The organism is Polaromonas sp., from assembly GCF_016185115.1.
GTDB lineage: Bacteria > Pseudomonadota > Gammaproteobacteria > Burkholderiales > Burkholderiaceae_C > Polaromonas.
On record NZ_JACPOF010000015.1, the window covers coordinates 443,432 to 465,197 of the forward strand.

General features: G+C 51.6%; 23 protein-coding genes. 22 read left to right on the plus strand and 1 reads right to left on the minus strand.

What is annotated here, in order from left to right; genetic code table 11:
• Nucleotides 1-72 precede the first annotated feature (72 nt).
• The 10 genes from HYX42_RS08595 (at nt 73) to HYX42_RS08640 (ending at nt 8,804) form a co-directional block, all read left to right on the plus strand.
• Complete coding sequence (locus HYX42_RS08595) at nt 73-1,053, plus strand: 2Fe-2S iron-sulfur cluster-binding protein (protein ID WP_293401845.1); 981 nt, start codon at nt 73-75, stop codon at nt 1,051-1,053.
• A gap of 81 nt (nt 1,054-1,134) precedes the next feature.
• Entirely contained in the window at nt 1,135-1,830 is a 696-nt protein-coding gene (locus HYX42_RS08600) for a fumarylacetoacetate hydrolase family protein (RefSeq protein WP_293401847.1), read from the plus strand.
• Nucleotides 1,831-1,855: 25 nt separating this feature from the next.
• Nucleotides 1,856-3,127: an aromatic ring-hydroxylating dioxygenase subunit alpha gene (locus HYX42_RS08605; protein ID WP_293401849.1), complete on the plus strand. Its 1,272-nt coding sequence runs from the start codon at nt 1,856-1,858 to the stop codon at nt 3,125-3,127.
• Nucleotides 3,128-3,129: 2 nt separating this feature from the next.
• The gene (locus tag HYX42_RS08610) at nt 3,130-3,609 is read left to right on the plus strand and encodes an aromatic-ring-hydroxylating dioxygenase subunit beta (protein ID WP_293401851.1); all 480 of its coding nucleotides are present in this window, start codon (nt 3,130-3,132) and stop codon (nt 3,607-3,609) included.
• A gap of 1 nt (nt 3,610) precedes the next feature.
• Nucleotides 3,611-3,931: a non-heme iron oxygenase ferredoxin subunit gene (locus HYX42_RS08615; protein ID WP_293401853.1), complete on the plus strand. Its 321-nt coding sequence runs from the start codon at nt 3,611-3,613 to the stop codon at nt 3,929-3,931.
• Between the two features lie 116 nt (nt 3,932-4,047).
• Nucleotides 4,048-4,965 carry a branched-chain amino acid ABC transporter permease gene (locus HYX42_RS08620; protein WP_293401855.1) on the plus strand — a complete coding sequence of 306 codons (918 nt, stop codon included), beginning with the start codon at nt 4,048-4,050 and terminating at the stop codon, nt 4,963-4,965.
• Nucleotides 4,966-4,968: 3 nt separating this feature from the next.
• On the plus strand, nt 4,969-5,949 hold the full coding sequence (locus tag HYX42_RS08625; RefSeq protein ID WP_293401857.1) for a branched-chain amino acid ABC transporter permease: 981 nt from the start codon (nt 4,969-4,971) through the stop codon (nt 5,947-5,949).
• Complete coding sequence (locus HYX42_RS08630) at nt 5,946-6,698, plus strand: ABC transporter ATP-binding protein (protein WP_293401859.1); 753 nt, start codon at nt 5,946-5,948, stop codon at nt 6,696-6,698. The genes HYX42_RS08625 and HYX42_RS08630 overlap by 4 nt, the downstream gene beginning before the upstream one ends.
• Before the next feature lie 9 nt (nt 6,699-6,707).
• Nucleotides 6,708-7,418, plus strand: a complete 711-nt coding sequence (locus HYX42_RS08635; protein WP_293401861.1) for an ABC transporter ATP-binding protein — start codon at nt 6,708-6,710, stop codon at nt 7,416-7,418.
• 177 nt (nt 7,419-7,595) lie between these two features.
• Nucleotides 7,596-8,804, plus strand: a complete 1,209-nt coding sequence (locus HYX42_RS08640) for an ABC transporter substrate-binding protein (RefSeq protein ID WP_293401862.1) — start codon at nt 7,596-7,598, stop codon at nt 8,802-8,804.
• Between the two features lie 10 nt (nt 8,805-8,814).
• Here the strand turns inward: HYX42_RS08640 and HYX42_RS08645 are convergent, their stop codons facing one another.
• Nucleotides 8,815-9,708 carry a LysR family transcriptional regulator gene (locus HYX42_RS08645; protein ID WP_293401863.1) on the minus strand — a complete coding sequence of 298 codons (894 nt, stop codon included), beginning with the start codon at nt 9,706-9,708 and terminating at the stop codon, nt 8,815-8,817.
• A 99-nt stretch (nt 9,709-9,807) separates the two neighbouring features.
• Between HYX42_RS08645 and HYX42_RS08650 the strand changes: the two genes are divergently transcribed.
• The 12 genes from HYX42_RS08650 to HYX42_RS08705 all read left to right on the plus strand — a co-directional run bounded on the left by HYX42_RS08650 (nt 9,808) and on the right by HYX42_RS08705 (nt 21,670).
• A complete protein-coding gene (locus HYX42_RS08650) occupies nt 9,808-10,725 on the plus strand; it encodes an NAD(P)-dependent oxidoreductase (RefSeq protein WP_293401865.1) in 918 nt (305 codons plus the stop codon).
• Nucleotides 10,722-11,036, plus strand: a complete 315-nt coding sequence (locus HYX42_RS08655; RefSeq protein ID WP_293401867.1) for an NIPSNAP family protein — start codon at nt 10,722-10,724, stop codon at nt 11,034-11,036. Before HYX42_RS08650 ends, HYX42_RS08655 begins: the two co-directional genes overlap by 4 nt.
• A gap of 8 nt (nt 11,037-11,044) precedes the next feature.
• The gene (locus tag HYX42_RS08660) at nt 11,045-11,974 is read left to right on the plus strand and encodes a VOC family protein (protein WP_293401870.1); all 930 of its coding nucleotides are present in this window, start codon (nt 11,045-11,047) and stop codon (nt 11,972-11,974) included.
• Nucleotides 11,975-12,349: a YciI family protein gene (locus tag HYX42_RS08665; RefSeq protein ID WP_293401872.1), complete on the plus strand. Its 375-nt coding sequence runs from the start codon at nt 11,975-11,977 to the stop codon at nt 12,347-12,349.
• Between the two features lies 1 nt (nt 12,350).
• Nucleotides 12,351-13,358, plus strand: a complete 1,008-nt coding sequence (locus HYX42_RS08670; RefSeq protein WP_366931142.1) for a fumarylacetoacetate hydrolase family protein — start codon at nt 12,351-12,353, stop codon at nt 13,356-13,358.
• 53 nt (nt 13,359-13,411) lie between these two features.
• Nucleotides 13,412-14,578 (plus strand): ABC transporter substrate-binding protein, encoded by a 1,167-nt coding sequence (locus HYX42_RS08675; RefSeq protein WP_293401874.1) that lies wholly within the window; start codon nt 13,412-13,414, stop codon nt 14,576-14,578.
• 127 nt (nt 14,579-14,705) lie between these two features.
• Nucleotides 14,706-15,713, plus strand: coding sequence for an ABC transporter substrate-binding protein (locus tag HYX42_RS08680; protein ID WP_293401876.1), 1,008 nt, complete (start codon nt 14,706-14,708; stop codon nt 15,711-15,713).
• A 15-nt stretch (nt 15,714-15,728) separates the two neighbouring features.
• On the plus strand, nt 15,729-17,381 hold the full coding sequence (locus HYX42_RS08685) for a CocE/NonD family hydrolase (protein ID WP_293401878.1): 1,653 nt from the start codon (nt 15,729-15,731) through the stop codon (nt 17,379-17,381).
• A gap of 12 nt (nt 17,382-17,393) precedes the next feature.
• Nucleotides 17,394-18,389, plus strand: a complete 996-nt coding sequence (locus HYX42_RS08690) for a tripartite tricarboxylate transporter substrate binding protein (protein ID WP_293401880.1) — start codon at nt 17,394-17,396, stop codon at nt 18,387-18,389.
• A gap of 135 nt (nt 18,390-18,524) precedes the next feature.
• Nucleotides 18,525-19,394: an ABC transporter substrate-binding protein gene (locus tag HYX42_RS08695; RefSeq protein WP_293401882.1), complete on the plus strand. Its 870-nt coding sequence runs from the start codon at nt 18,525-18,527 to the stop codon at nt 19,392-19,394.
• Nucleotides 19,395-19,534: 140 nt separating this feature from the next.
• Nucleotides 19,535-20,608 (plus strand): lysophospholipase, encoded by a 1,074-nt coding sequence (locus HYX42_RS08700; RefSeq protein WP_293401884.1) that lies wholly within the window; start codon nt 19,535-19,537, stop codon nt 20,606-20,608.
• A gap of 72 nt (nt 20,609-20,680) precedes the next feature.
• Entirely contained in the window at nt 20,681-21,670 is a 990-nt protein-coding gene (locus HYX42_RS08705; protein ID WP_293401886.1) for a tripartite tricarboxylate transporter substrate binding protein, read from the plus strand.
• The last annotated feature ends 96 nt before the right edge of the window (nt 21,671-21,766 follow it).

The window sequence follows — 21,766 nt, forward strand, 5'->3', positions numbered from 1 at the left end:
AATCATTTTAATTGCATTGACTGATATAACCTGAGCATCGATGATTTGCTAACCACGACGGAGGCAAAAAAAATGGAAGTACAAATACGCCCCCTCGCGCGATCTATTGACGTCGAACCTGGCGGAAATCTGCTCGAAGCTTTGAGGGCCAATTCGGTCCCGGTGTCTTACAGCTGCCTTGCGGGTCGTTGTGGCACATGTCGTTGTAAGGTCGTGCGCGGTAGCGTACTGGAATCAGGTAGCGATGGCTCGCGTCCTTTAGACGGCGAGCAAGGTTTTGTTCTCGCATGCCAGACATTTATTACGGAACCTTGTGCAATAGAAATTCAGGAACCTGACGAGGTTGTTGTTCACCCGGCTCGAATCATCAAGGCGACGGTTGCCTCCATAGAGGATGCAACTCACGATATCAAGATATTGCGTTTGAGGCCCTCCAAACCACTTGACTTCTCGCCTGGTCAATACGCCCTATTGCAATTCACGCCTGAACATATTAGGCCGTACTCGATGGCTGGTCTCTGTGGGGACAGCGAGCTGGAGTTCCATATTCGATTGGTGGATCGTGGGAGGGTTACGACCTTTGTTGCCGACGAATTAAAAGTGGGTGATTCCGTGAGGGTGAGTGGCCCCATGGGGTCAGCCTATCTACGGCGCAAAGAAGGGCCAGTAATCTGCGTTGCCGGTGGCACCGGGTTGGCACCCATCCTCTCAATTATGAGAGGAGCGCTTGCTGAGGGAATGCGCAACCCTGTGCACCTGTATTTCGGTGTGCGTTCCGAACGCGATGTCTATGGTCTAACCTGGATTAATGCCATCAAGAAAGACTTCCCGCAAATCCAGGTACATGTAGTCTTGAGCACCGGAGCTGCTGAAGGTTACAGGTTCGGACTGGTCACGGAAGCGATCCAATCTGATTGGTCCAGCTTGGAAAATTTCCGAGCCTATCTTTGCGGCGCTCCGCCAATGGTTGAGGCTGCAACTGCGTTGGTCCAGAAGCTCGGCGTGCATCCAGATAAGGTGTATGCGGATGCTTTTTATGCCAGCGGGACATGATGGCTCAACGCAGGCGATAGCCTAATTTTTGATCGTCGTTGATTTTTCAATAATTCTCAAATCAAGTTTTAGAGGTAGAAAATGAAATATGTCCTGCAACCTACCGCCATTACGACGTTGGCTGTAACGGGCACAGATGAACGATTTCCTGTCAATCGAATTTTCTGTGTAGGGCGGAATTACGCCGCTCATGCCAGGGAAATGGGAAAGGATCCCGACCGCGATCCTCCGTTCTTTTTTATGAAGCCTGCAAACGCTGCGGTAGATGCTTCAGTCGCGGTGGCGGTGCCCTATCCATCACAAACAAAAAATTTCCATCACGAAATAGAGCTGGTGGTCGCGATTGAGAGTGGCGGTCGCAATATTCCGGCAGACAGTGCGCTTTCACACGTATTCGGTTATGCAGTAGGACTGGACATGACCCGGAGAGACCTCCAACTGGAGGCTCGCGATAAAGGGCGGCCGTGGGAATTTGGAAAATCCTTTGCACTGTCCGCACCCATAGGCAGCATATCTAGAGCTTCGCATGTTGGGCACTTGAATATGGGATCTATCGCGGTAACGGTCAATGGCCAGTCCCGGCAGTCCTCTGATGTGTCGAAGTTGATATGGTCAGTCGCCGAGTCAATTGCATATTTGTCGCAATACGAAGCTCTGGAGCCGGGCGATCTGATCATGACTGGAACACCAGAGGGAGTTAATTCTGTTGTGCCTGGCGACGTGATGAGGGGGAGTATTGATGGCCTGGCCAGCATAACGGTTAGTGTGAAAGATTGAATTTTCTTAAGCGAGAGGAACAAAGATGACGATATCCACAGCGACCGCTAGCGGAACCTTCCCGAAAGAACTTCAATGGGAGTCCGACGGCACCAGCCGCATTCCCTTCATGGCTTACACGGGTGAAGAGCTTCACAAAAAAGAGCTGGAACGTTTCTTTTACAAAAACCACTGGTGCTACGTCGGCCTGGAAGCCGAGATTCCCAATCATGGCGACTTTAAACGCACGGTGATAGGCGAGCGCTCGGTCATCATGGCGCGAGGCGGCGATGGTGAGATCAACGTGGTCGAGAACGTCTGCGCGCATCGCGGCATGCAGTTCTGCCGCGAGCGCCATGGCAACAAGAAAGGCTTTGTCTGCCCCTACCACCAGTGGGGCTACAACCTCAAGGGCGACCTGCTGGGCGTGCCTTTCCGGCGCGGCGTGCGGGTGGACGGCAAGGTCAATGGCGGCATGCCGGAGGATTTCAAGACAGCCGACCACGGCCTGAACAAACTGAAAGTCGCCACGCGCGGCGGTGTGGTGTTTGCCAGCTTCGACCACGACATCGAGTCACTCGAAGACTTTATGGGTCCGACCATCCTCGGCTACTTCGACCGCCTGTTCGACGGCCGCAAGCTCACCATCCTGGGCTATAACCGCCAGCGCATTCCCGGCAACTGGAAGCTGATGCAGGAAAACATCAAGGACCCCTATCACCCGGGCCTGCTGCACACCTGGTTTGTGACCTTCGGCCTCTGGCGTGCCGACAACAAGTCCGAACTGAAGATGGACGCACACCATCGCCATGCGGCCATGATCTCAACACGCGGCAGCGCCGGCAAGTCAGAGCAGGTCACGCAGGTGTCCAGCTTCAAGGAGAGCATGGAACTCAACGACCCGCGCTTCCTCGACATCGTGCCCGAGCCCTGGTGGGGCGGACCGACGGCGGTGATGATGACGCTGTTCCCGAGTGTCATCCTGCAGCAGCAAGTCAACAGCGTGTCGACCCGCCACATCCAGCCGCTCGGTCACGGCAAGTTTGATTTCGTCTGGACGCATTTTGGTTTTGAAGACGACACGCCCGAGATGACACAGCGCCGCCTGCGCCAGTCCAACCTGTTCGGCCCTGCCGGTTTTGTGTCGGCAGACGACGGCGAGGTGATCGAGTTTTCGCAGCAGGGCTTTGAGCAAAAGCCCTTTCACCGCACGCTGGCCGAACTGGGCGGTCGCGGTGTGGAAGACACTGACCACATGGTGACGGAAACGCTGATACGCGGCATGTACGAGTACTGGCGCAAAGTCATGGAAGCCTGAACATGATTTCCATCGACTTTCAGGACTACTTCCAGCTCACGCAGCTCTACGCCAACTACGCCAAGGCCGTCGATTCTGGCGACTGGGACTTGTGGCCCGAGTTTTTCACCGAAGAATGCTCTTACAAGCTGGTGCCGCGTGAAAACCACGAACGCGGCTTTCCGCTGGCCACGCTGATGTTTGAAAGCAAGGGCATGCTGAAAGACCGCGCCTACGGCATCCGCGAGACGCTGTTCCATGACCCGTACTATCAGCGCCATGTGGTCGGTGCGCCCGTCATCCACAAGGCTGACGGCCGGCGTTTTGAAAGCGAAGCCAACTACGCGGTCTTTCGCACCAAGCTCTCGCAGGAAAGCACGGTGTTCAACACCGGCCGATACCTCGATGTGGTGGTCAAAACGCCGGACGGGCTGAAGTTTGAATCGCGCCACTGCATCTACGACAGCGAGATGATTCCGAACTCCATCATTTACCCGATCTGAAATGAATACTGAATCTTGGATAGACGCAGTTGCGCAGGCGGACATACCGAAGGACGATGTGATCGGGCTGATTATTGGTGGTCGCGACGTTGCCCTTTACAACGTCGATGGAGCAATCTATGCCACAGCAAACGCTTGCACCCATGGTAAAGCTAGGCTGTGCGACGGGTTCTTGGACGGGCATGAAATTGAATGCCCGCTTCATCAAGGAAAGTTCGATGTTCGAGACGGGCGAGGTATGTGCGAGCCCATAGATACCGACGTCAAAACTTACCCTGTCCGAATTGAAAATGGGCGCGTGTTTTTAAGCATGCAAGATTAGCGCGAGCTTCACCGTGTTGTTTACAAAAATAAGGAGACTGGGATGCAAACTGAGAGCTTCCACCAACTGCCAGTGAGTAACAAGCAGCCCCTAAAACTGTCAGTGAGGGCTTCAGTATGAGTAGCACGATATTCTTCGCGCAGCTCTTAAATGGACTGCAATTCGGCGTATTACTTTTTCTTCTAGCCGCTGGTCTAACTCTGGTGTTTGGCATCATGAGTTTCGTCAACCTGGCGCACGGTTCGCTATACATGATGGGCGCTTATTTTGCGGCCACAGTTTTTGGTTACACCGGCAGCTTCACATTGGCCGTCTTAGGTGCCATGCTCGGTTCTCTCATCTTGGGACTTTTGCTCGAAGTGGTAGCGATTTCAAAGCTTTACAGGCGTGATCATCTTGATCATGTACTGGCCACTTTTGGTTTGATTTTGTTCTTTAACGAGCTGGTACGCATCATCTGGGGATCCCAGCCGCTTTTTCTTGGGGTGCCAGAATCTCTGAGTGGGGCAGTGGATATCAATGGATTTACTTATCCGGCGTACCGCTTCGCAATCATTTTTTCTGGTTTAGTTGTAGCAATCGGCTCTTACTTCTTAATCAACAAAACCAGGGTTGGCATGCTCATTCGGGCCGGCTCAGTGAATCCCCGAATGGTTGGCGCCCTCGGTGTGAACATCGGCTTGCTCAATGCCATGTTATTCGGAGTCGGCGCAATGCTCGCGGGGTTTGCCGGCGCAATCGCTGGCCCCATTCTTTCGGTGCAGTCGGGTATGGGTGAACCGGTATTAATCACGACCCTTGTGGTCATAGTCATCGGCGGGATTGGATCAGTTAGCGGCGCGTTTTATGCCTCGTTGATTGTTGGAATCGTTGACACGCTCGGGCGAGCTTTTCTCCCCTTTCTTCTCAGGCAAGTAACGGAACGGTCTCTTGCAGATGCAGCAGGTCCAGCACTCGCATCCATGCTTATCTATCTGCTAATGGCTGTCGTGCTGGCTTGGCGCCCGCAGGGGCTTTTCCCCGCAAACAGGTGACTTATGAAAAAACTTATATCGCGGCCTAGCACCTGGGTCCCCTTACTCGTCTTGGCATGCCTGGCAGGTGTGCCCTTTTTCGCACAAATGACGGGGCAGATGTTCTATGTATCGTTCTTTGCACGGATCATTATTTATGCGATTGCCGCATGCGCTTTGAATGTCGCGCTGGGGTACGGTGGACTGATCAGTTTTGGACATGCCCTTTTTCTAGGGCTGGGGGCCTATGCTGTCGGTCTGTCGTCTTACTATGACGTCGGAAATGGATGGGTTCATCTGTTGGTGTGTATAGGCACTTGTGCACTGGTTGCACTGGTGACTGGGGTTGTAAGCCTGCGCACTACTGGTATTGCATTCATCATGATCACTCTGGCCTTCGCGCAAATGGGATATTTTCTGTTTGTGAGTTTGAAGATCTACGGCGGTGACGATGGTTTGCCAATCTCGAGTGCCAGTAAATTCGGAACATTCAGCCTTGGCAGTGCTGCGAATATTTACATAATCGCTTTTCTTGTACTTGTCCTTTTTCTCTGGTGGTTTGCGAAGCTGCGGGTGGCGCCATTTGGTATGGCGCTGCGAGGGGCCAGGCAAAATGCGCGGCGCGTTAAAGCTTCTGGTGTGCCAGTTTTCAACGTCCAGTTGTTGGCCTATGTGGTTTCTGGGGTAGCTTGTGGAATTGCGGGCTTTCTACTTGCCAACTTGAACGCTTTTGCTTCACCAAATAACCTGTCCTGGATTGTTTCCGGGGAGTTGATTGTTATTCTTGTAATAGGCGGAATAGGGTCAGTTTTCGGTCCCCTGCTCGGAGCAATTGTTTTTCTCGGCTTGGAAGAAGTCTTGAAGCTCTACACGGAGCATTGGATGGTCATCTTCGGGCCTCTCATCGTGTTAGTTGCAATCCTGGGTAAGCGGGGAATTGTTGGCGTTCTTCAACGTTTCGACAAACCGGTCGATCGTTACACCGCCGAGGGAGAAAAGCTGTGAGCACGATACTCCGTACCGATAACCTGACCAAACGCTACGGCTCGCTTGTCGTCACCGATGGCGTTTCCTTAACCGTAAACCAAGGTGAGTTGCATGCTGTGATTGGGCCCAATGGTGCAGGGAAAACCACGCTGATTAACCAAATCAGTGGTGAGCTTTCCTCTGACGGAGGCCGTGTGTGGTTTGACGGCAAGGACATCACGAGGTTGCAGGCGCATCACCGCGCGCGTAGTGGCTTGCTGCGTTCCTACCAAATCACATCCATATTTGAAGAGTTTACGGTCCTCGAAAATGCGACGTTTTCTGCGTTGGCCGCGCGAGATCATGTGTTTAGTTTCTGGAAGCCGATGCTGGAAAACGTCCAAGGACGGGGTTTTGCAGAGGAGGCTCTCGACGCAGTTGGATTGGCGCACCGGGCTTCAACCTCTGCAAGTGAGCTTGGTTATGGAGAGCGACGTCAACTAGAGCTGGCAATGAGCCTGGCTGCAGGCCCAAAGTTTTTGCTTCTTGACGAGCCAATGGCCGGGATGAGCAGTCAAGAATCAGCGTCGGTTGTTCAGTTGCTCAAGAAGTTAAAGCAACGCTACGCAATTCTTCTTGTGGAACACGATATGGATGCCGTATTTGCTTTAGCAGACCGCATCAGCGTGCTCGTTTACGGAAAAGTGTTTTTTACAGGCACACCCGAGGAAATCAAGCGCAACCATGAAGTTCGAGCAATTTATCTTGGTGAAGAATCAGCCGATTAAAGGAACGTCGTGACTAAATTTCTATCCATTGAGCGGCTGCAAGCCTCGTACGGCAAGGCGCAAGCCCTCTTTGACATTTCGTTAGAAGTGTCTGAGGGGGAGGTGATAACTCTGCTCGGGCGAAACGGGATGGGGCGTTCAACTACAGTGAACTGTCTTTTCGGTCTACTTCCCACCCTTGGTGGGACGATAGAGGTGAGGGGGGCTTCAGTTACTACGCAACCGTCCTACCGCATAGCCAGGCTGGGTCTAGCACTCGTACCAGAGGGTCGTCAGGTATTTCCCAACCTGACTGTTGCTGAAAATCTAGTTGCGACTGCGAGAGTCGGGAACACCAAACAGGGTTTGTGGACACTTGAACGTGTTTACAAATTCTTCCCTAGACTGCAGGAGCGATGCCGGAATCTTGGATCTCAGCTTTCCGGGGGCGAGCAACAGATGCTTGCTATTGGCAGGGCCTTAATGACGAATCCCAATCTTCTTGTACTTGACGAAGCCACTGAGGGGCTGGCTCCAGTTATACGCCAGGAAATTTGGCACGCATTGGGCGAGTTAAAAAAAGAGGGACTGTCCCAAATTGTCATCGACAAAAATGTAAAGGCATTATTGGGTTTGGCTGACCGACACTACGTGATTGAAAAAGGCAGAACTGTCTGGGAAGGAAGCTCGGAGCAGCTGCGTGCAACGCCAGAAGTAATTGAGCAGTATCTCGGGGTATAGCTTGTCGGGATGCTGCTTTAGCGCATTCCTTTACGCATAAGTTTGGCTGATACCGAGTTATAGCTCTGGGACTATTGCGAAGGGCGAGTCGCCACTAGATACTTGTGTATCCCGCTCAGGCCTAGGCAAATAAAACATTGCTTAGTGGGGAACAAAATAACTAGATTGGAGACGGTAGTGAAGATTCTCTTTAGGCGGAGCAATGCTGGCCGAAGTACTGGTGGGCGAGATCTCTATCGTCTTCCCCGGCACATCAATACTTGCATGAGGCCGCTACTTTTAAGCACAGCATTGCTCTTTGTAAATGCGGCATTCGCCGAAGTGGGCGTTACTGACCGGGAAATTGTTTTGGGTCAGTCCACAGCTTTAACTGGCCCTCTTGCTCCTGTCGGTCTTGAGTTTTCTGGTGCCGCGAAGGCCTACTTTGAAAAAATCAACACTGAGGGCGGCATTCATGGCCGCTCGATACGGCTAACAACTGTTGATGATGCGTACGTTGCGGACAAAACAGCAAAAAATGTGACGCAGCTGATCGAGCAGGAAAAAGTTTTCGCATTGTTTGGTCTATTGGGAGTTGCCAATACAGCAGTGGCTTTGCCGATTGCTACTGAAGCTCGGATCCCGTTGCTATTTCCAATGAACGGCGAGCCGACTCTTCGCAAAGTTCCTAACCGGTACATGTTTACTCTGACGGCTGGATTCGATGACGAAATTTCTAAAATTGTCGACCACCTGCTCACGATAGGGGTTAAGAGAATCGCAGTTGCCCACTTTTCCAACCCCTTTGGAAACGCTATCAAGGCTGCGGCTGAACAGGCACTGGAAAAGAAGTCACTGAAACTCACTGCGTCTGTTTCATTCGATATCTCGGGAGGTACGACAGTGGCTGCCGCTACCCAGTTATCTAAAGTCGCTCCCGATGCCATTATCGTGGGCGCGGTTGCAGCTGGAGCTGCAGACTTCATTTCAGCCTATAAGAAGACTGGGGTGAACGCCCAATTCCTCACCTTCTCAGGTGTTGGTACCGATGTCTTGGTGAAAAAACTGGGGCCTGCGAGTGCAGGGATAGTTGTTTCCCAAGTCGTTCCATATCCTTGGGCACCGACCAACCCTTTGGTGCGTGATTATCAGGCGCTGATGAAGGCAGGTGGTCGGCAAGAAGTTTCTTATTTGGGTATGTGGGGCTACATCTCTGCCAGAACTACCGTGGAAGCACTGAAGAAGACGGGTAGAGATCTGACGCGTGAAAGACTCGTGACAACCCTTGAGGGTATGCGTGGCCTGGATTTGAATCGTTATCTGCTGGACTTCTCACCCTCAAACCATCACGGCTCACGATTTGTAGACATCACTATGATCGGGCCGAATGGGAAGATACTTAAATAGGTCTCTGGACTTATCCGAACGAGGCCTCTTGCCCGATGAAGTCTCGCAGCCATTTGTTTGCGGGGTCACGGTGAAACCGGTCATGCCAATACAGCCCAACTTCAAATTCGGGGATATCAATTGGAAGCGCTTTCATTACCAATGGATAGTGCGCCGCCAAAGTTTCGGCCAGAATGGCTGGCGCGGTCCATAGAAGATTGGAATTTACGACAAAGTGCGGCGCTGAAAGATATTGAGGTAGGCGCACCTTGATCCGGTTCTTGGCGCCTGCATCGTTCAAGGCCCGCTCTAGAACCATGTGACCGCTGCCCGCATATTCCACAAGCAAATGATCCTGCTTGCGAAATAGATCGAGACTCAGCTTGCTCCGTGCCAATGGGTGACCTTGCCGCATAACGCACACGTAGTGCTGACTCATCAATACCTTTCGATGTATGCCGGACTCCAGGGATGGGAGGTATCCAAGAGCAAGATCGATTCGTCCGCTAGCCAAGCCGGCGACAGTCTCTTCAATGGGCTTGAAGACAGTTCGCAGACGAATCTCAGGAGCGAACTCTGCGAGCCTTCGAATCATTGGAGGAAAACATACCACCTCGCCAATGTCTCTTGTCCTTATGGTGAACATCCTGTGAGATGTTTTGGGGTCAAACTTTGGCGGGCTGAGCTTTGTTTTTCGGATCGAAGAAAGCGCGTCCAACACCTGATTTGCAATGCTGGTTGCGAGAGGAGTGGGCTCCATCTTTCGCCCCGCCAAAGTAAACAACTTGTCGTCGTATTCCTCGCGCATCCTCTTCAAGGAGCCGCTCACTGCTGCTTGAGTCAGGCCAAGTTTTTCGGCGGCGAGGGTTACCGAACGGTCTCTCCAGAGTGCCTCAAACACATAGAGAAGATTGAGATCTTTCATTGGCCAAGTATAGCTGCGGCTTATACCAAGGAATAATCAAATCGGTATGGATTTCCTGTTGAGAAAGACTGACACTCTCGGGATAAATTGGAGACAAAGGTGACCACACCTAAACAAACTATCGGAATGATCGGCATAGGTCAGCTCGGCCTTCCAATCGCAATCAATCTCATCAACAGTGGTTACAAAGTCGTTGGATACCGGCGCACTGACCGAGAGGCATTTGCGGCCTGTGGTGGCGACGCAAAAGACTCAGTGGCAGATGTAACACGCGAATCTGACGTGCTGCTGCTTTGTCTGCCCAATGAAAAGGCTCAGCTTGACATTCTTGAGCAGCCTGAAGGCGTTCTCGCAAACCTCAAGGCAGGCCAGGTGATTATTGAATTGGGTACGTATCGCCGCGAATTCAAATTGGAGCAGGCCCGGAAGATTCAAGCGCTTGGTGGACTGGTCCTTGAGGCGGAGGTAAGTGGCTCTCCTCAAATGGTCGGGGAGCGCAAAGCGGCCCTCTACATTGGCGGCAGCAAAGAAACGCTGGATCGTTGCTCAGAAATTCTCGATGCGATCACTGCGCATCGCTTCCATCTAGGTGACTACGGCTCCGCGGTGGCTATGAAGTTGATAGCCAACCAGCTGCTAACGATACATACGCTGGCTGCCGCTGAGGCCATTAACCTGGGCGTTAGTGCTGGTTTTGATGCGCACCGGGTAGCAGAAGTAATAAAACAGGGCGCTGGAAACTCCACGATGTTTTCCATACGAGCTCCAATGATGGCCTCGCGAAAATTTTCACCTGCTCCCGGCCCGTTTGACACCCTTGAGAAGTATTTGGACCTCACCGGCGAGATGGCAACAAAACTTGGTTGTGCTACGCCGCTTTTTAGCGCATCGGTGCCCTATTTTCGACGAGCACTGGAGGGTGGTATGGGCGGTGAGGACATTTCGGCTGTCATCAAGTTCATAGAGGCTGATTCAGCTCTGCAGAAGTTAGACAAATTTAATAAGGATATCCAATGATTGTCGAGAAGAGAACGTACAGGATCAAGCCTGGTTCAATGCACGAGTTTTTGAAGGCATATGAGGACGGTGGATTGCAAATACAGTCACAAACTCTTGGCAACCTCCTTGGGTACTTTTCATCAGAAGTAGGTGAACTCAACACGGTTGTTCAGTTGTGGGGTTTCGACTCCTACGAGGAGCGTGTCCGCAGACGGACGGAACTCTCATCTAAGCCTGAGTGGCGCACTTTTCTCGGTAAAGCGGTAGCAATGGTTGAACATCAAGAGAATGTTCTGCTGACTCCCACTTCTTTCTCGCCAATCAGGTAGGAGTTCCAATGATTCGCTCGCTATTGCAGGTTGGTATTACTGTTCCTCAACTTGAAGTTGGGCGCGCGTTCTACGAATTGTTTGGACTTGAAGTTCGGGTCTCCGGCAAGGATCTGGTTTTCCGTTGTCCTGGTCGGGCTCAGGATCAGATTAGGCTCATGGAAGGACCGAAAAAGAAACTGAGCTTCATGTCGTTTGGAACGAATCAGATCGGCATGCAGTCTTTGTTGGGTCGCCTCAAGAGTGCCGGCGTAGTTGTTCTCGACAAATCTCCATTCCATATACCGGTGGAGGGCATTTGGTTTCAGGACCCACACGGGGATTGGCTAAATGTCCAGGTCGCTGAGCCAGAAACAAATACTACAAAGTCTGGACCTGAAATCAATTCTCACGGACGTTATCGGCGTATTGGCGAACGTGCCTGTGGCGTCGAGGCATTGAAGAAAAGAGCCATGCCGCTGCGTCTAGGGCACGCAATCAAATTCACTCCCGATGTCGATCGATCGGTGGCTTTCTACACTGAAGTACTCGGCCTGAAGGTTAGCGATCGGGCGCATGACATCTTGGCTTTTCTCCGTGGAAGTGCAGGTGGTGATCACCATATCGTCGCATTTGCAAAAAGCAGTCACACAGGATTGCACCATATAAGTTTTGAGGTTAGCGATCTCGACCAAATAGAAATTGGAGCACAGACACTTCTGCGTGCCGGCTACAAAGATGGGTTCGGACTTGGGCGGCACGTTGGCGGATCGAATTACTTTCACTACATTCGCGACCCTTGGAATAGCTTGGTCGAATATTTTTGGGATATCGATGTAATCCCTGAGGACGATTCGGCTTGGGTACCTCTAAACGTGGGCCCGGAAGAAATAACGGCAGTTTGGGCTGCAACTCCACCGCCTCCTGAGTTCGTCGCCAATTTCGAAGAGCGAGATTGAATGAATCAGCAAACTTCTCAAGAAATGTTGGCAGGAATGTTGAACAAGGAGCTCTACGTGGCTCTTCGGCAACCTGCAGATATCTCAAAAATGTCGGACTTGCTTAGTTCGCATTTGCATTGGGCCGTTGCTGCTGAGGGGCGTGGTGAGCTGTTTGCTTCTGGCCCCTTTGCCAAGCCTGGTAGCCCGCCAGGTTTCGGTGGGGGCATGACCATTCTCCGCGCAGAGTCGGTAGATCACGCAATGAAGATACTGGAAAAGGACCCGTTTATCGCCCAGGGTGTGTTCACCGTTGAGGTGAGGAAATGGGTGGTCATGGAAGGGTCCGTCACTTTAACCGTCCGCTTCTCCGATCAATCGAGCCGGCTTTTGTAGCTTGGATATCGATGCCGATCGGTTCTATTCCCCATCTCTCTCCTACCGAAAACATATGAAATACCAGCTATTCAGATTCGCCAAGGGTGGCAAACAGGCCACTGGAATGCTTGTAAATGACAAGCACTTCGACCTGAATGGATTATCAGTTGCTATGGCGATGCCGACATTGGCGAATCAGAGCATTGACGCTTTGCTGGAAGACTGGTCGGGGTCACATCTCCTCCTAAAAGAGCTCGCAAAAACAGTAGCTGGTGACTCAGCGAGAGCTTCCGGCAGTCAGCTTGAAGCACAGGTTATGCATTTCAAGGCGCCATTGGGGCGCCCCGGTGTCATATATGCGGCGGGTGCGAATTATCGCGATCATGTGGAGGCAATGGGGCGCGCTTTTAACATGAAGCTGGTGCTCGATCCAAAAGCCGAAGGTGTTGATCCTTGGCATTTCATCAAAGCAGGGCGAGGAACACTTTCGGGTCACGGAGAGAGTGTTGCATTTCCTCCGCATACTCAAAAACTTGACTGGGAAGCAGAACTCGCTGTTGTGATCGGGAAAACGGCGTCGAAGGTTTCTGTTGGAGACGCATTGTCCTATGTCGCCGGATATTCCTGTGCCAACGATCTATCGGCGCGTGACAACTTGACGCGTGCACAAGTCGACCAGTCGTCCCCGTTTAGGTTTGACTGGATTGGTCATAAGTGCTTTACGGGTGCTTGCCCGGTGGGTCCCTACTTGACTCCGGCTGAGTTTGTCACTTCGCCTGAAAGTCTTGGGATCAAGCTCTGGGTCAACGATGTGCTGAAGCAGGACTCGAATACCTCAAATCACCTGTACGGAGTCGCAGAACAGATTTCATATCTGAGTCATCGGCTCGATCTTTATCCTGGCGACATTTTGTTGACAGGCACGCCCGCTGGCGTGGGCATGGAGACGGGAACATTTATCGCTCCAGGAGATGTTTTGAAGGTTTGGGTAGAGGGACTGGGCGAGCTTAAAACGCAGATTATCTAGTCTGCTCTATCGGTGTTCTTCACGCGGAATTTATAAAGTAAAGGAAATGAGACATGAGTAAATTCAAGATTATTTTTGCAGCTACAGCCATGGCCATAGCTGCTCAGCAAGCGGTGGCCGACGTCAAGATTGGCTTTCTCGCAACGATGAGTGGTCCCTCATCAGAGGTGGGTCGTGACCAACTTGACGGGTTTAACTTGGCGTTGGAGCGGCTAGGCGGGAAGCTTGGCGGGACTACTGCGACGGTTATCCGTGAGGACGATCAGCAAAAACCTGAGATTGCCCTCAACGCCTTGTCCAAGCTATTGGAAAAGGACAATGTCGATATTGTTACGGGCCTTACTTTTGCCAATATCCTGATGGCCATGCAGCCAAAGATTGCGGCGACTGACGTTCCATTCGTTGGATCCGTCGCAGGACCTTCACCGACCGCCGGTGCGCAATGCAAGCCGAACCTTTTTGTCATGTCTTGGCAAAGCGACTCGCCGGCAGAGGTGGTTGGAAAGTATTTTGCAGATAAGGGCGTGAAACGACTTAGTACCCTGACTCCCAATTTCGTTGGAGGAAAAGACAAAATCGCAGGGCTCAAACGCTTTTATAAGGGCGAAATAGTTGATGAGATCTACACACCTCTTAATCAGCTCGACTTTTCAGCCGAACTAACTCAGGTCTCCAGTTCTAAGCCAGATGCAATCTATGCGTTTTATCCGGGCGCTCTGGGGATTGCATTTGTGAAGCAATATCAACAAGCCGGTCTTTTGGGCAAGATCCCTTTCTACTCGAGCAATACGATAGAAGGCTCTGCCCTAGATGCAATGGGTAGCGCGGCAACTGGTGCCATCGTCGGCGACAGCTGGACGCCAGGCCTGCAAAACCCGGAGTCAAAGCAGTTCGTGGCTGCCTTCGAGAGCCGCTACAAGCGAGTACCGTCTGCGTATGCGGCATTCAGCTACGACGCGGCGATGCTATTGGACTCCGCCCTCAAATCACTAAAGGGCAATGCCAGCGATCGTAAAGCCCTTACGAAGGCAATCGCCATCGCGAAGTTTAAGTCTGTACGTGGATCGTTCAAGTTCGGGAAGAACAACTATCCTGTTCAGGACTACCACGTCTTCCAGATCGCAAAGAGCGGAGCCGCGAAGCCCGAGTTCAAACTTCTAGCGTCTAACGTCTTGAAGGGCCACTCCGATGCTTACGTTGATCAGTGTCCGATGAAGTGATTAGTCATTGATCTGCCATCAGTTGGGTTGAAATTGCTGCGCAGACTCAGCTACTACATTGTGTTGTCCGGCCGAAATTTCGGCGGGACAACGTACTTTCAGAATCAAATAATTATTAAAGAGACATATGAACAAGATAGTAAGTGCGGCGATGTTGAGCCTGGCACTGTTGGTGTCTGCCTGTGCCATTCCCAACAAGGAACCTGCTCCCCCTAAAGAATTGCAGGTAATTGTGTTCCCCGGAGGCTTTAACTGGCCAATCTGGGCTGGATTGGAGAAGGGCTTTTTTGCCCGTCAGGGTGTCCTGCCAAAGATAACGCCCACACCGAATTCCAGATTCCAGCTTACTGGCTTGATAGACGGCAAGTTCGATATAGCGATGACGGCTGTTGACAACATCGTGGCCTATCGTGAGGGTCAGGGTGGCATAGAGATTGATGGCTCGGAACTGGTCGCAGTAATGGGCGGAGACAACGGGTTTTTGCGGTTGGTTGGTCGTGAGGATATCAAACAAGTTGCCGACTTCAAAGGTAAGCAACTCTCCGTTGACTCACTTACTACAGGCTACGCATTCGTTCTGCTGGAAATCCTCGAGAGGAATGGATTGGTGCTCAACCGTGACTATCAGACTGTCGCGGCAGGAGGGGTTTTGCAGCGTTATGACGCTCTTGTGGAACGTAAGCATGCCGGTACTCTCTTGGTGTCTCCATTTGAGGTTATGGCCAAGTCCAAAGGGCTCAATCAAGTTGTGGATGCGTCATCTGCGCTCGGCAGCTACCAAGGCCTGGTTGCCGGAGTGCGACGGTCGTGGGCGGCGGCAAACCAGAATCAAGTAGTTGCTTACATACGGGGATATCAGGACGCGACCGCATGGCTTTACGATCCAAAAAATAAAGAGGAGGCATTGGCACTCTTTATGAAAAACGTTCCAAATTCCACAAGACAGTCGGCAGAGGTTTCATATTCAGTACTGCTAGCCCCCCAGTCCGGCTTCCAAAAGAATGCCGCCATTGACAAGAACGGCGTTCAAACGGTTCTCAATCTTCGCCAAAAATACGGCCAGCCTAAAAGAGCCATCGGAAACGTCAATAGCTACTACGACTCGCGGTACTTTGATCAAGCCATTCAACGTTGAATCAAAAGGGGCACTGTGAGCGACTCCCTTTTGCCAACGAGGATTGAAACTGTCCTGATGGAGGACGGCACCGAAATCGCTTTGGCGGTTTACCTGCCATCTGTGAAGCCTGGTGAGGTGTTCCCCACCCTGCTAGCAGCATCTCCCTATCGCTTTGACAATAATCTCGCACCAGCGACGCCAATCTTCTTGTGGCGCGAAACCGGCCCCATTGAGTGGTATCTCACTGAGGGCTATGCCTTTGTGCACATGGACGTCCGCGGTACCGGAAGATCTAACGGCGAATATAGGTACATGGATGCTTCCGAGCAGCATGACCTCTACGAAGTTGTGGAGTGGATTGCTGAACAGTCTTGGTCGAACAAGAAGGTTGGAGGAATTGGGCAATCTTATTACGCGAGAATGCAATGGTTCATGGCGATTCAGGCTCCGCCCCATCTGGCATGTGTGGCACCGTACGACGGTAACGTCGATACCTATCGCTGCTCAGCCTACACAGGGGGAATTCCAGGTGATTTTCCTGGAACGACCTGGTTCAATGCAACTGTTCGCGCCATCAACCAGTATCCAGCCTCCGGCCCCTCCAAGCTAATTGAATGGGACTATGCATTGGCCGTACGGCAACATCCGACGTATGACGAGTTTTGGGTTGAGCGCGCGGCCGCAGAGCGACTTCACGAGATTTCAGTTCCAGTATTTTCTATCGGTGTGTGGCGAAAAGTGGATCTGCATCTCAATGGAAACATCATCGGCTTCCAGAGGAGCGGGGGGCCGAAAAAGCTGTTGGTGTTTTCTTCCGCTAATGTCCAAGATGCTGTTCAAGATTACTCAAGCGTCGCGTTTCATAAACAATACCTTCTTCCGTTTTACGACCGTTATTTGAAAGGTCGTGAGACGGGTTACGAAGCTCAGCCGGCTGTGCGCTACTTTCCTGGCGGTAGCAAGGCGCTGCGTACTGCACAAGCATGGCCTCCTGAAGACATCAGTCCGAAAGTTTTTTATCTTGCATCTGGGCCGACCGGGAGTGTTCAGTCTTTGAATGACGGACGCTTAGTGGAGGCTAAGGTGAGCGAAAGCGCTGGCAGCACTGACTTTCATTATCCCGATCCAGGTTGGCGTCTTGGCGTCGTAGGGCCTGGCCCTGACGGGAAGCCAGATCCAGCAAGACGGGTTCTGACATTCACGACGGACATTTTGACGGACGACGTTGAAATTGCCGGGCCAATGAACCTAATTCTTTATGCGAGTTCTACGCAGCGTGACACGGATTTCATTGTGAAGGTCAGTGAGCAGTATGCGCCTGACGATAAGGGCACTGAAAACGGTCTGAACCCTGGCTACCAAGTGGTATCTAAAGGTTGGTTAAGAGCGTCTCATAGACAGTTGGATGTGAATCGCAGCACGCATTTGGCCCCCTACTATGTTCACACGTCGCCGACAGCAATAGAACCAGGTGAAGTCTATTGTTTTGAAATCGCCATCATGCCTTCGGCGCATGTATTCAAGAGTGGCAGTCGAATTAGGCTGGAAGTTGCCAACGGAGACTCCAGCGTTACTGAGTATGTGTTTCCGCACGAATATTCACCGTGGAAAGTTGGCGTGGACACATTTTTCCACAGTAGCACTTATCCATCGCGTCTAGTCCTTCCACTCAGACCCTCACCTTAAGACAGGATTTATATGCTTTCTAGCTCTAAGATTTTGGTAGTGCTTGCCAGTCTTTGTTCTGGTTTGGCGATGGCGCAGCCGAGTTCCAACTCAGGTGTGGACTCGTGGCCAACCCGGCCAGTAAAAATAGTCATAGGCCTGCCTCCTGGAAGTGGTAGTGATCTACTGGCGCGGGCTTTGGCCCAGGAACTCGCTGATGTGTGGAAGCAGCCGGTGATAGTGGATAACAAACCGGGTGCAAACGGCATTCTCGCTGCCAATACAGTAGCGAAGTCTCCGCCAGATGGCCACACATTGTTTCTTGCTATTGATGGCAATTTGACTACTAATCCGTTCGTGTATAAGTCATTGCCTTATGACCCGATAAAAGACTTCTCTCCGGTGACTATGCTGATCACTTTCAGCACGGTGCTTGTTGCCCATCCGACTTTCCCCGCACAGTCAGTTTCTGAAATGGTCGCAAAGGCAAAAGCTGCTCCAGGATCATTTTCCTATGCCTCTATTGGCAGCGGCAGCAACATGCACTTGTTGAGTGAGACGTTTGCTCAGAACGCTGGCATTAAGCTCCTGCATGTTCCGTACAAGGGCATTCCGCAAATGTCTACCGCGCTGCTGACCGGCGAAGTCAATCTTGGATGGTTGGGCGCCTTCACGGCAAAGCCGTTGATTGCAGAAGGGCGGATCAAAGCTATCGCCATTAGTGGAAACAAAAGATCTTCAATGTTGCCTCAGGTACCGACTTTCGCTGAGAACGGGTATCCGAAAGTTGATATGACGGTGTGGTATGGGCTCCTGGCACCAGCCGGCACGCCAAAACAGGTTGTAGAGAAAATCCATGCATCAGTCAGTCGATTGATCGCACAGCCGGCATTTCGAGAAAAACACCTTATTCCGAAAGGATACGAGCCAAGCGGGATGGGTCCAACCGAATTCTCCGACTACATCAAGAAAGAACTGCCATCACGCGCTGAGATGGTTCGTTTGGCAGGCGTGACCCAGCAAGAGTAGGACGTTAGCCTCATTAACTAAACACATCCGAGGATAAGTATGACTAGAAATAAGTGGTTGGCTATTGTCTCAATTTCACTGTTGAGTTTCTGTGTGCCCCTCATAGCGTCTGCACAGGCGTTGAAGGTAGCAATCGTGTCTCGCACCGTGTTCTACGCTCCTCTCTGGATAGCAGCGGAACGCGGATTCTTCAAGCAGGCAGGAATCGATGCAGAAATTGTGGTCTATGACAACGCTGAAAAGATCACCGAGGATCTGAAGAAGGGCGTTGTGCAGATCGCCATATCGACCCCAGAAGGTGTGATAACCGATGCTTATGCGAATGGTAGTCTACGGATCATCGCGGGCAATGCGGAGAAATTACCTCACTTCATCATCGCGAAGCCCGAAATAAGGACTCTAGCTCAGATCAAGGGTCGGACTATTGGTGTTTTGTCCACGCAGGAAGGCTCGTCTAATCTCATTCGGGAAATTCTTGCAAATGTAGGACTCACGCCCAAAGACTACGTGATTGAGCAGGTGGGAGGGGCGCCCACACGCTGGAAGCTTCTAAAGGAAGGCAAGATTGACGTAGGCCTGCAGCCTTTTCCGTTGAGTTACGAAGCAGACGCAGCCGGGTTTTCGAATTTGGGAGCTATTGCTTCGTTGATTCCCGACTATCAATTCACCAGTGTGAATGTTGATGATCTCTGGGCCAAGCGAAATCAAAGTGTGGTGATCAACTTTCTGAAGGCTTTGAAGTTAGGCCAAGAGGACATCGCCAAAAACCCCGCGTTCGCGATTGCTGTGTCTTCGAAGCAGCTTCAAACCTCTGCGGCGCTTGCAGAGCGCGCGTTGAATGAAACTGCCAGACTAAAGATACTGTCCGGTGACCTATCCGTATCGCGCCCTGGATTGGGAAAGGTGTTTGAGACGCTTGTCGCTGCGAATCTGGTACCCAAAAATCGTGCTTTCGAATTCCAGAAAATTGTGGATGAAAGCTACTTGGCGGCGGCAAGCCGCTGAGTTGCCAGCCGCGAGCCCATCGGAGTATTTATCTAGTCTATACAGCAAATTCGTTTGGTCGCATTGCTGACATACGTGTCCAGTCACGACAATGCCAAGAGAACTTTATTGTTCTTCGATCAAGAATATGTAGGAGACAAATGGACTCGCGTCATCAATCCTTTCCCCTGCGCTCCACCTTTGGCTTTTGCGCAGGTTTCAATGCGCTAAACATTGCTGTCGCTCTCATCTGGGGAGCCATCTCTGGGCTAGCCAATGCGGGCACGCTCGGTGGTCCAATGCGCTTACAAGATGAAGGCATGTTTTTCGTAAACGGTGCTTTAAAGGATACCAACACTCTTGCGCTCATTCCGGGAACTCCTCCTAAACCTGGCCAGATTGTGGTTGGTCAGATGTATGTTCATTACCGAGTGCCGCAGGTTCAGAAGTCCAAGGCTCGCAAGCTTCCGATAGTTTTTGTCCATGGCGGTGGTCTCACTGGTATGACCTACGAGACTACCCCAGATGGAAGGGAAGGTTGGGCGACCTATTTCACGCGTCAGGGTTATACGACATACGTTGTGGACTTTCCTGGTCGTGGTCGCGCTGGGTTTGATGCGACGAGAGTTGATCCTGCCAAGGTGACGCAAGTTACACAAGAAAATGCTTGGCAGATATTCCGCTTTGGCCCTTCTTATGGTCAGGTCAATTCAGGGCTGCAGTTCCCTGTGGATGCAGTTGCGGCTTTGGGCGCGCAAAACGTCCCGCTCGCGGAGACAACTCTGGAAGGGGGTGCGTTGACAAATACTCCCAACGCACTGGTAGCTCTGTTGGACCGTATTGGACCAGCAATCTTCTTTGTGCACTCGCAATCCGGCCCGATGGTAGATGCGCTTGTTGGTAAACGACCTGATCTGGTCAAGGCAGTTGTCAATGTAGAAGGAAGTCAGGCCGTAGCCCCAACCGATGCGCAGATCGAGGCATACAAAAATGTGCCGGCACTCGAGTTGTTTGGCGACTTTGTTCAGCAAGATGTAAACGGATTCGCTGGCAAGCCGCGTTACGACGCAAGGAAGATGGTCGTGAACCGCATTAACTCTGCCGGAGGAAAAGCCCAGATTGTTCAGTTGCCTGAAGTCGGCATATCAGGGAATTCGCACATGATGATGCAGGATAAGAACAACCTCAAAGTTGCCGACTTTATTGGGGCTTGGATTTTGAAGAATGTCAGGTAGTCCTTGCACTAATGGGTGTGTGCATGGCTACGGAAATGCGATTGCAGAATAATTTTTGATCCGGAGACATAAATGAAATTTCGAATACTGAGTACACACTGCTTACTGGCTGTTGCATATGCAGGCTTCACTTTTGCAGCATCGCCAGTTGCTGCGCAGGATACATTCCCCACCAAACCTGTTCGGTTGATAGTTCCGTTCACGCCAGGTGGAAGCAATGACGTGATCGCGCGTGTATTGGCTCAGAAGCTGGGTGACATGTGGCGTCAGCCGGTCATCGTTGACAACAAGACAGGGGCAGCCGGAAATATCGGCTCCGACTTTGTCGCAAAAGCGCAGCCCGATGGTTACAACCTGCTGATCACTAACAACAATACCATGTCTATCAATCCGGCGTTGTTGGCTAACATGCCCTTTGATGCCGCGAATGACTTTGCACAAGTCACGCAACTCGGTATCGTGCCGGTGGTCCTTGTTGTTAACTCCAATGTAAAAGCTGAAAATGTAAAGAGCCTGATTGCTTTGGCGAAAGTTCGACCTGGCGCTCTGACCTATGCCTCCAGTGGATCCGGAAGTCCACAGCATCTATCTGCAGAAATGTTCAAGTCTATGACGGGGACGAGGATTGTTCACATACCGTACAAGGGTGCGGCTCCAGCAATCACGGACATGCTTGGAGGGCAGATTGACATGCAATTTGGCGCCATTAATTCTTTGCTCCCTCACATCAAGACAGGTCGCTTGAGGGCACTTGCGGTGGGTGGAACAAAAAGAGCAGCCTTGCTTCCCGAAATACCGACGATGGCTGAGGCTGGAGTAGCCGGCTATGACAGTGAGATCTGGTTAGGCCTTGCAGCACCCGCCAAGACTCCACGAGCGGTGATCCAAAAAATCAATGCTGATGTCCTCAAGGTACTGGCAATGCCTGACGTAAAGGCCAATCTCTCCGAGCAGGGCATAACCACCAAAGGTAGCACGCCGGAGCAAATGAAGGAACTGGTTGCAAGCGACTATCAGCGTTGGGCAAAGATTATCAAAGGTGCCGGCATTCGCGCCGACTAGTTGACTGAACCAAATTTTCCAGATCTAAATTGATGGTGAAGCAGGTGAGTCGCCTGCTCTGATCAAAGGCCATCGGGACGGTTGCAAACTTAATGA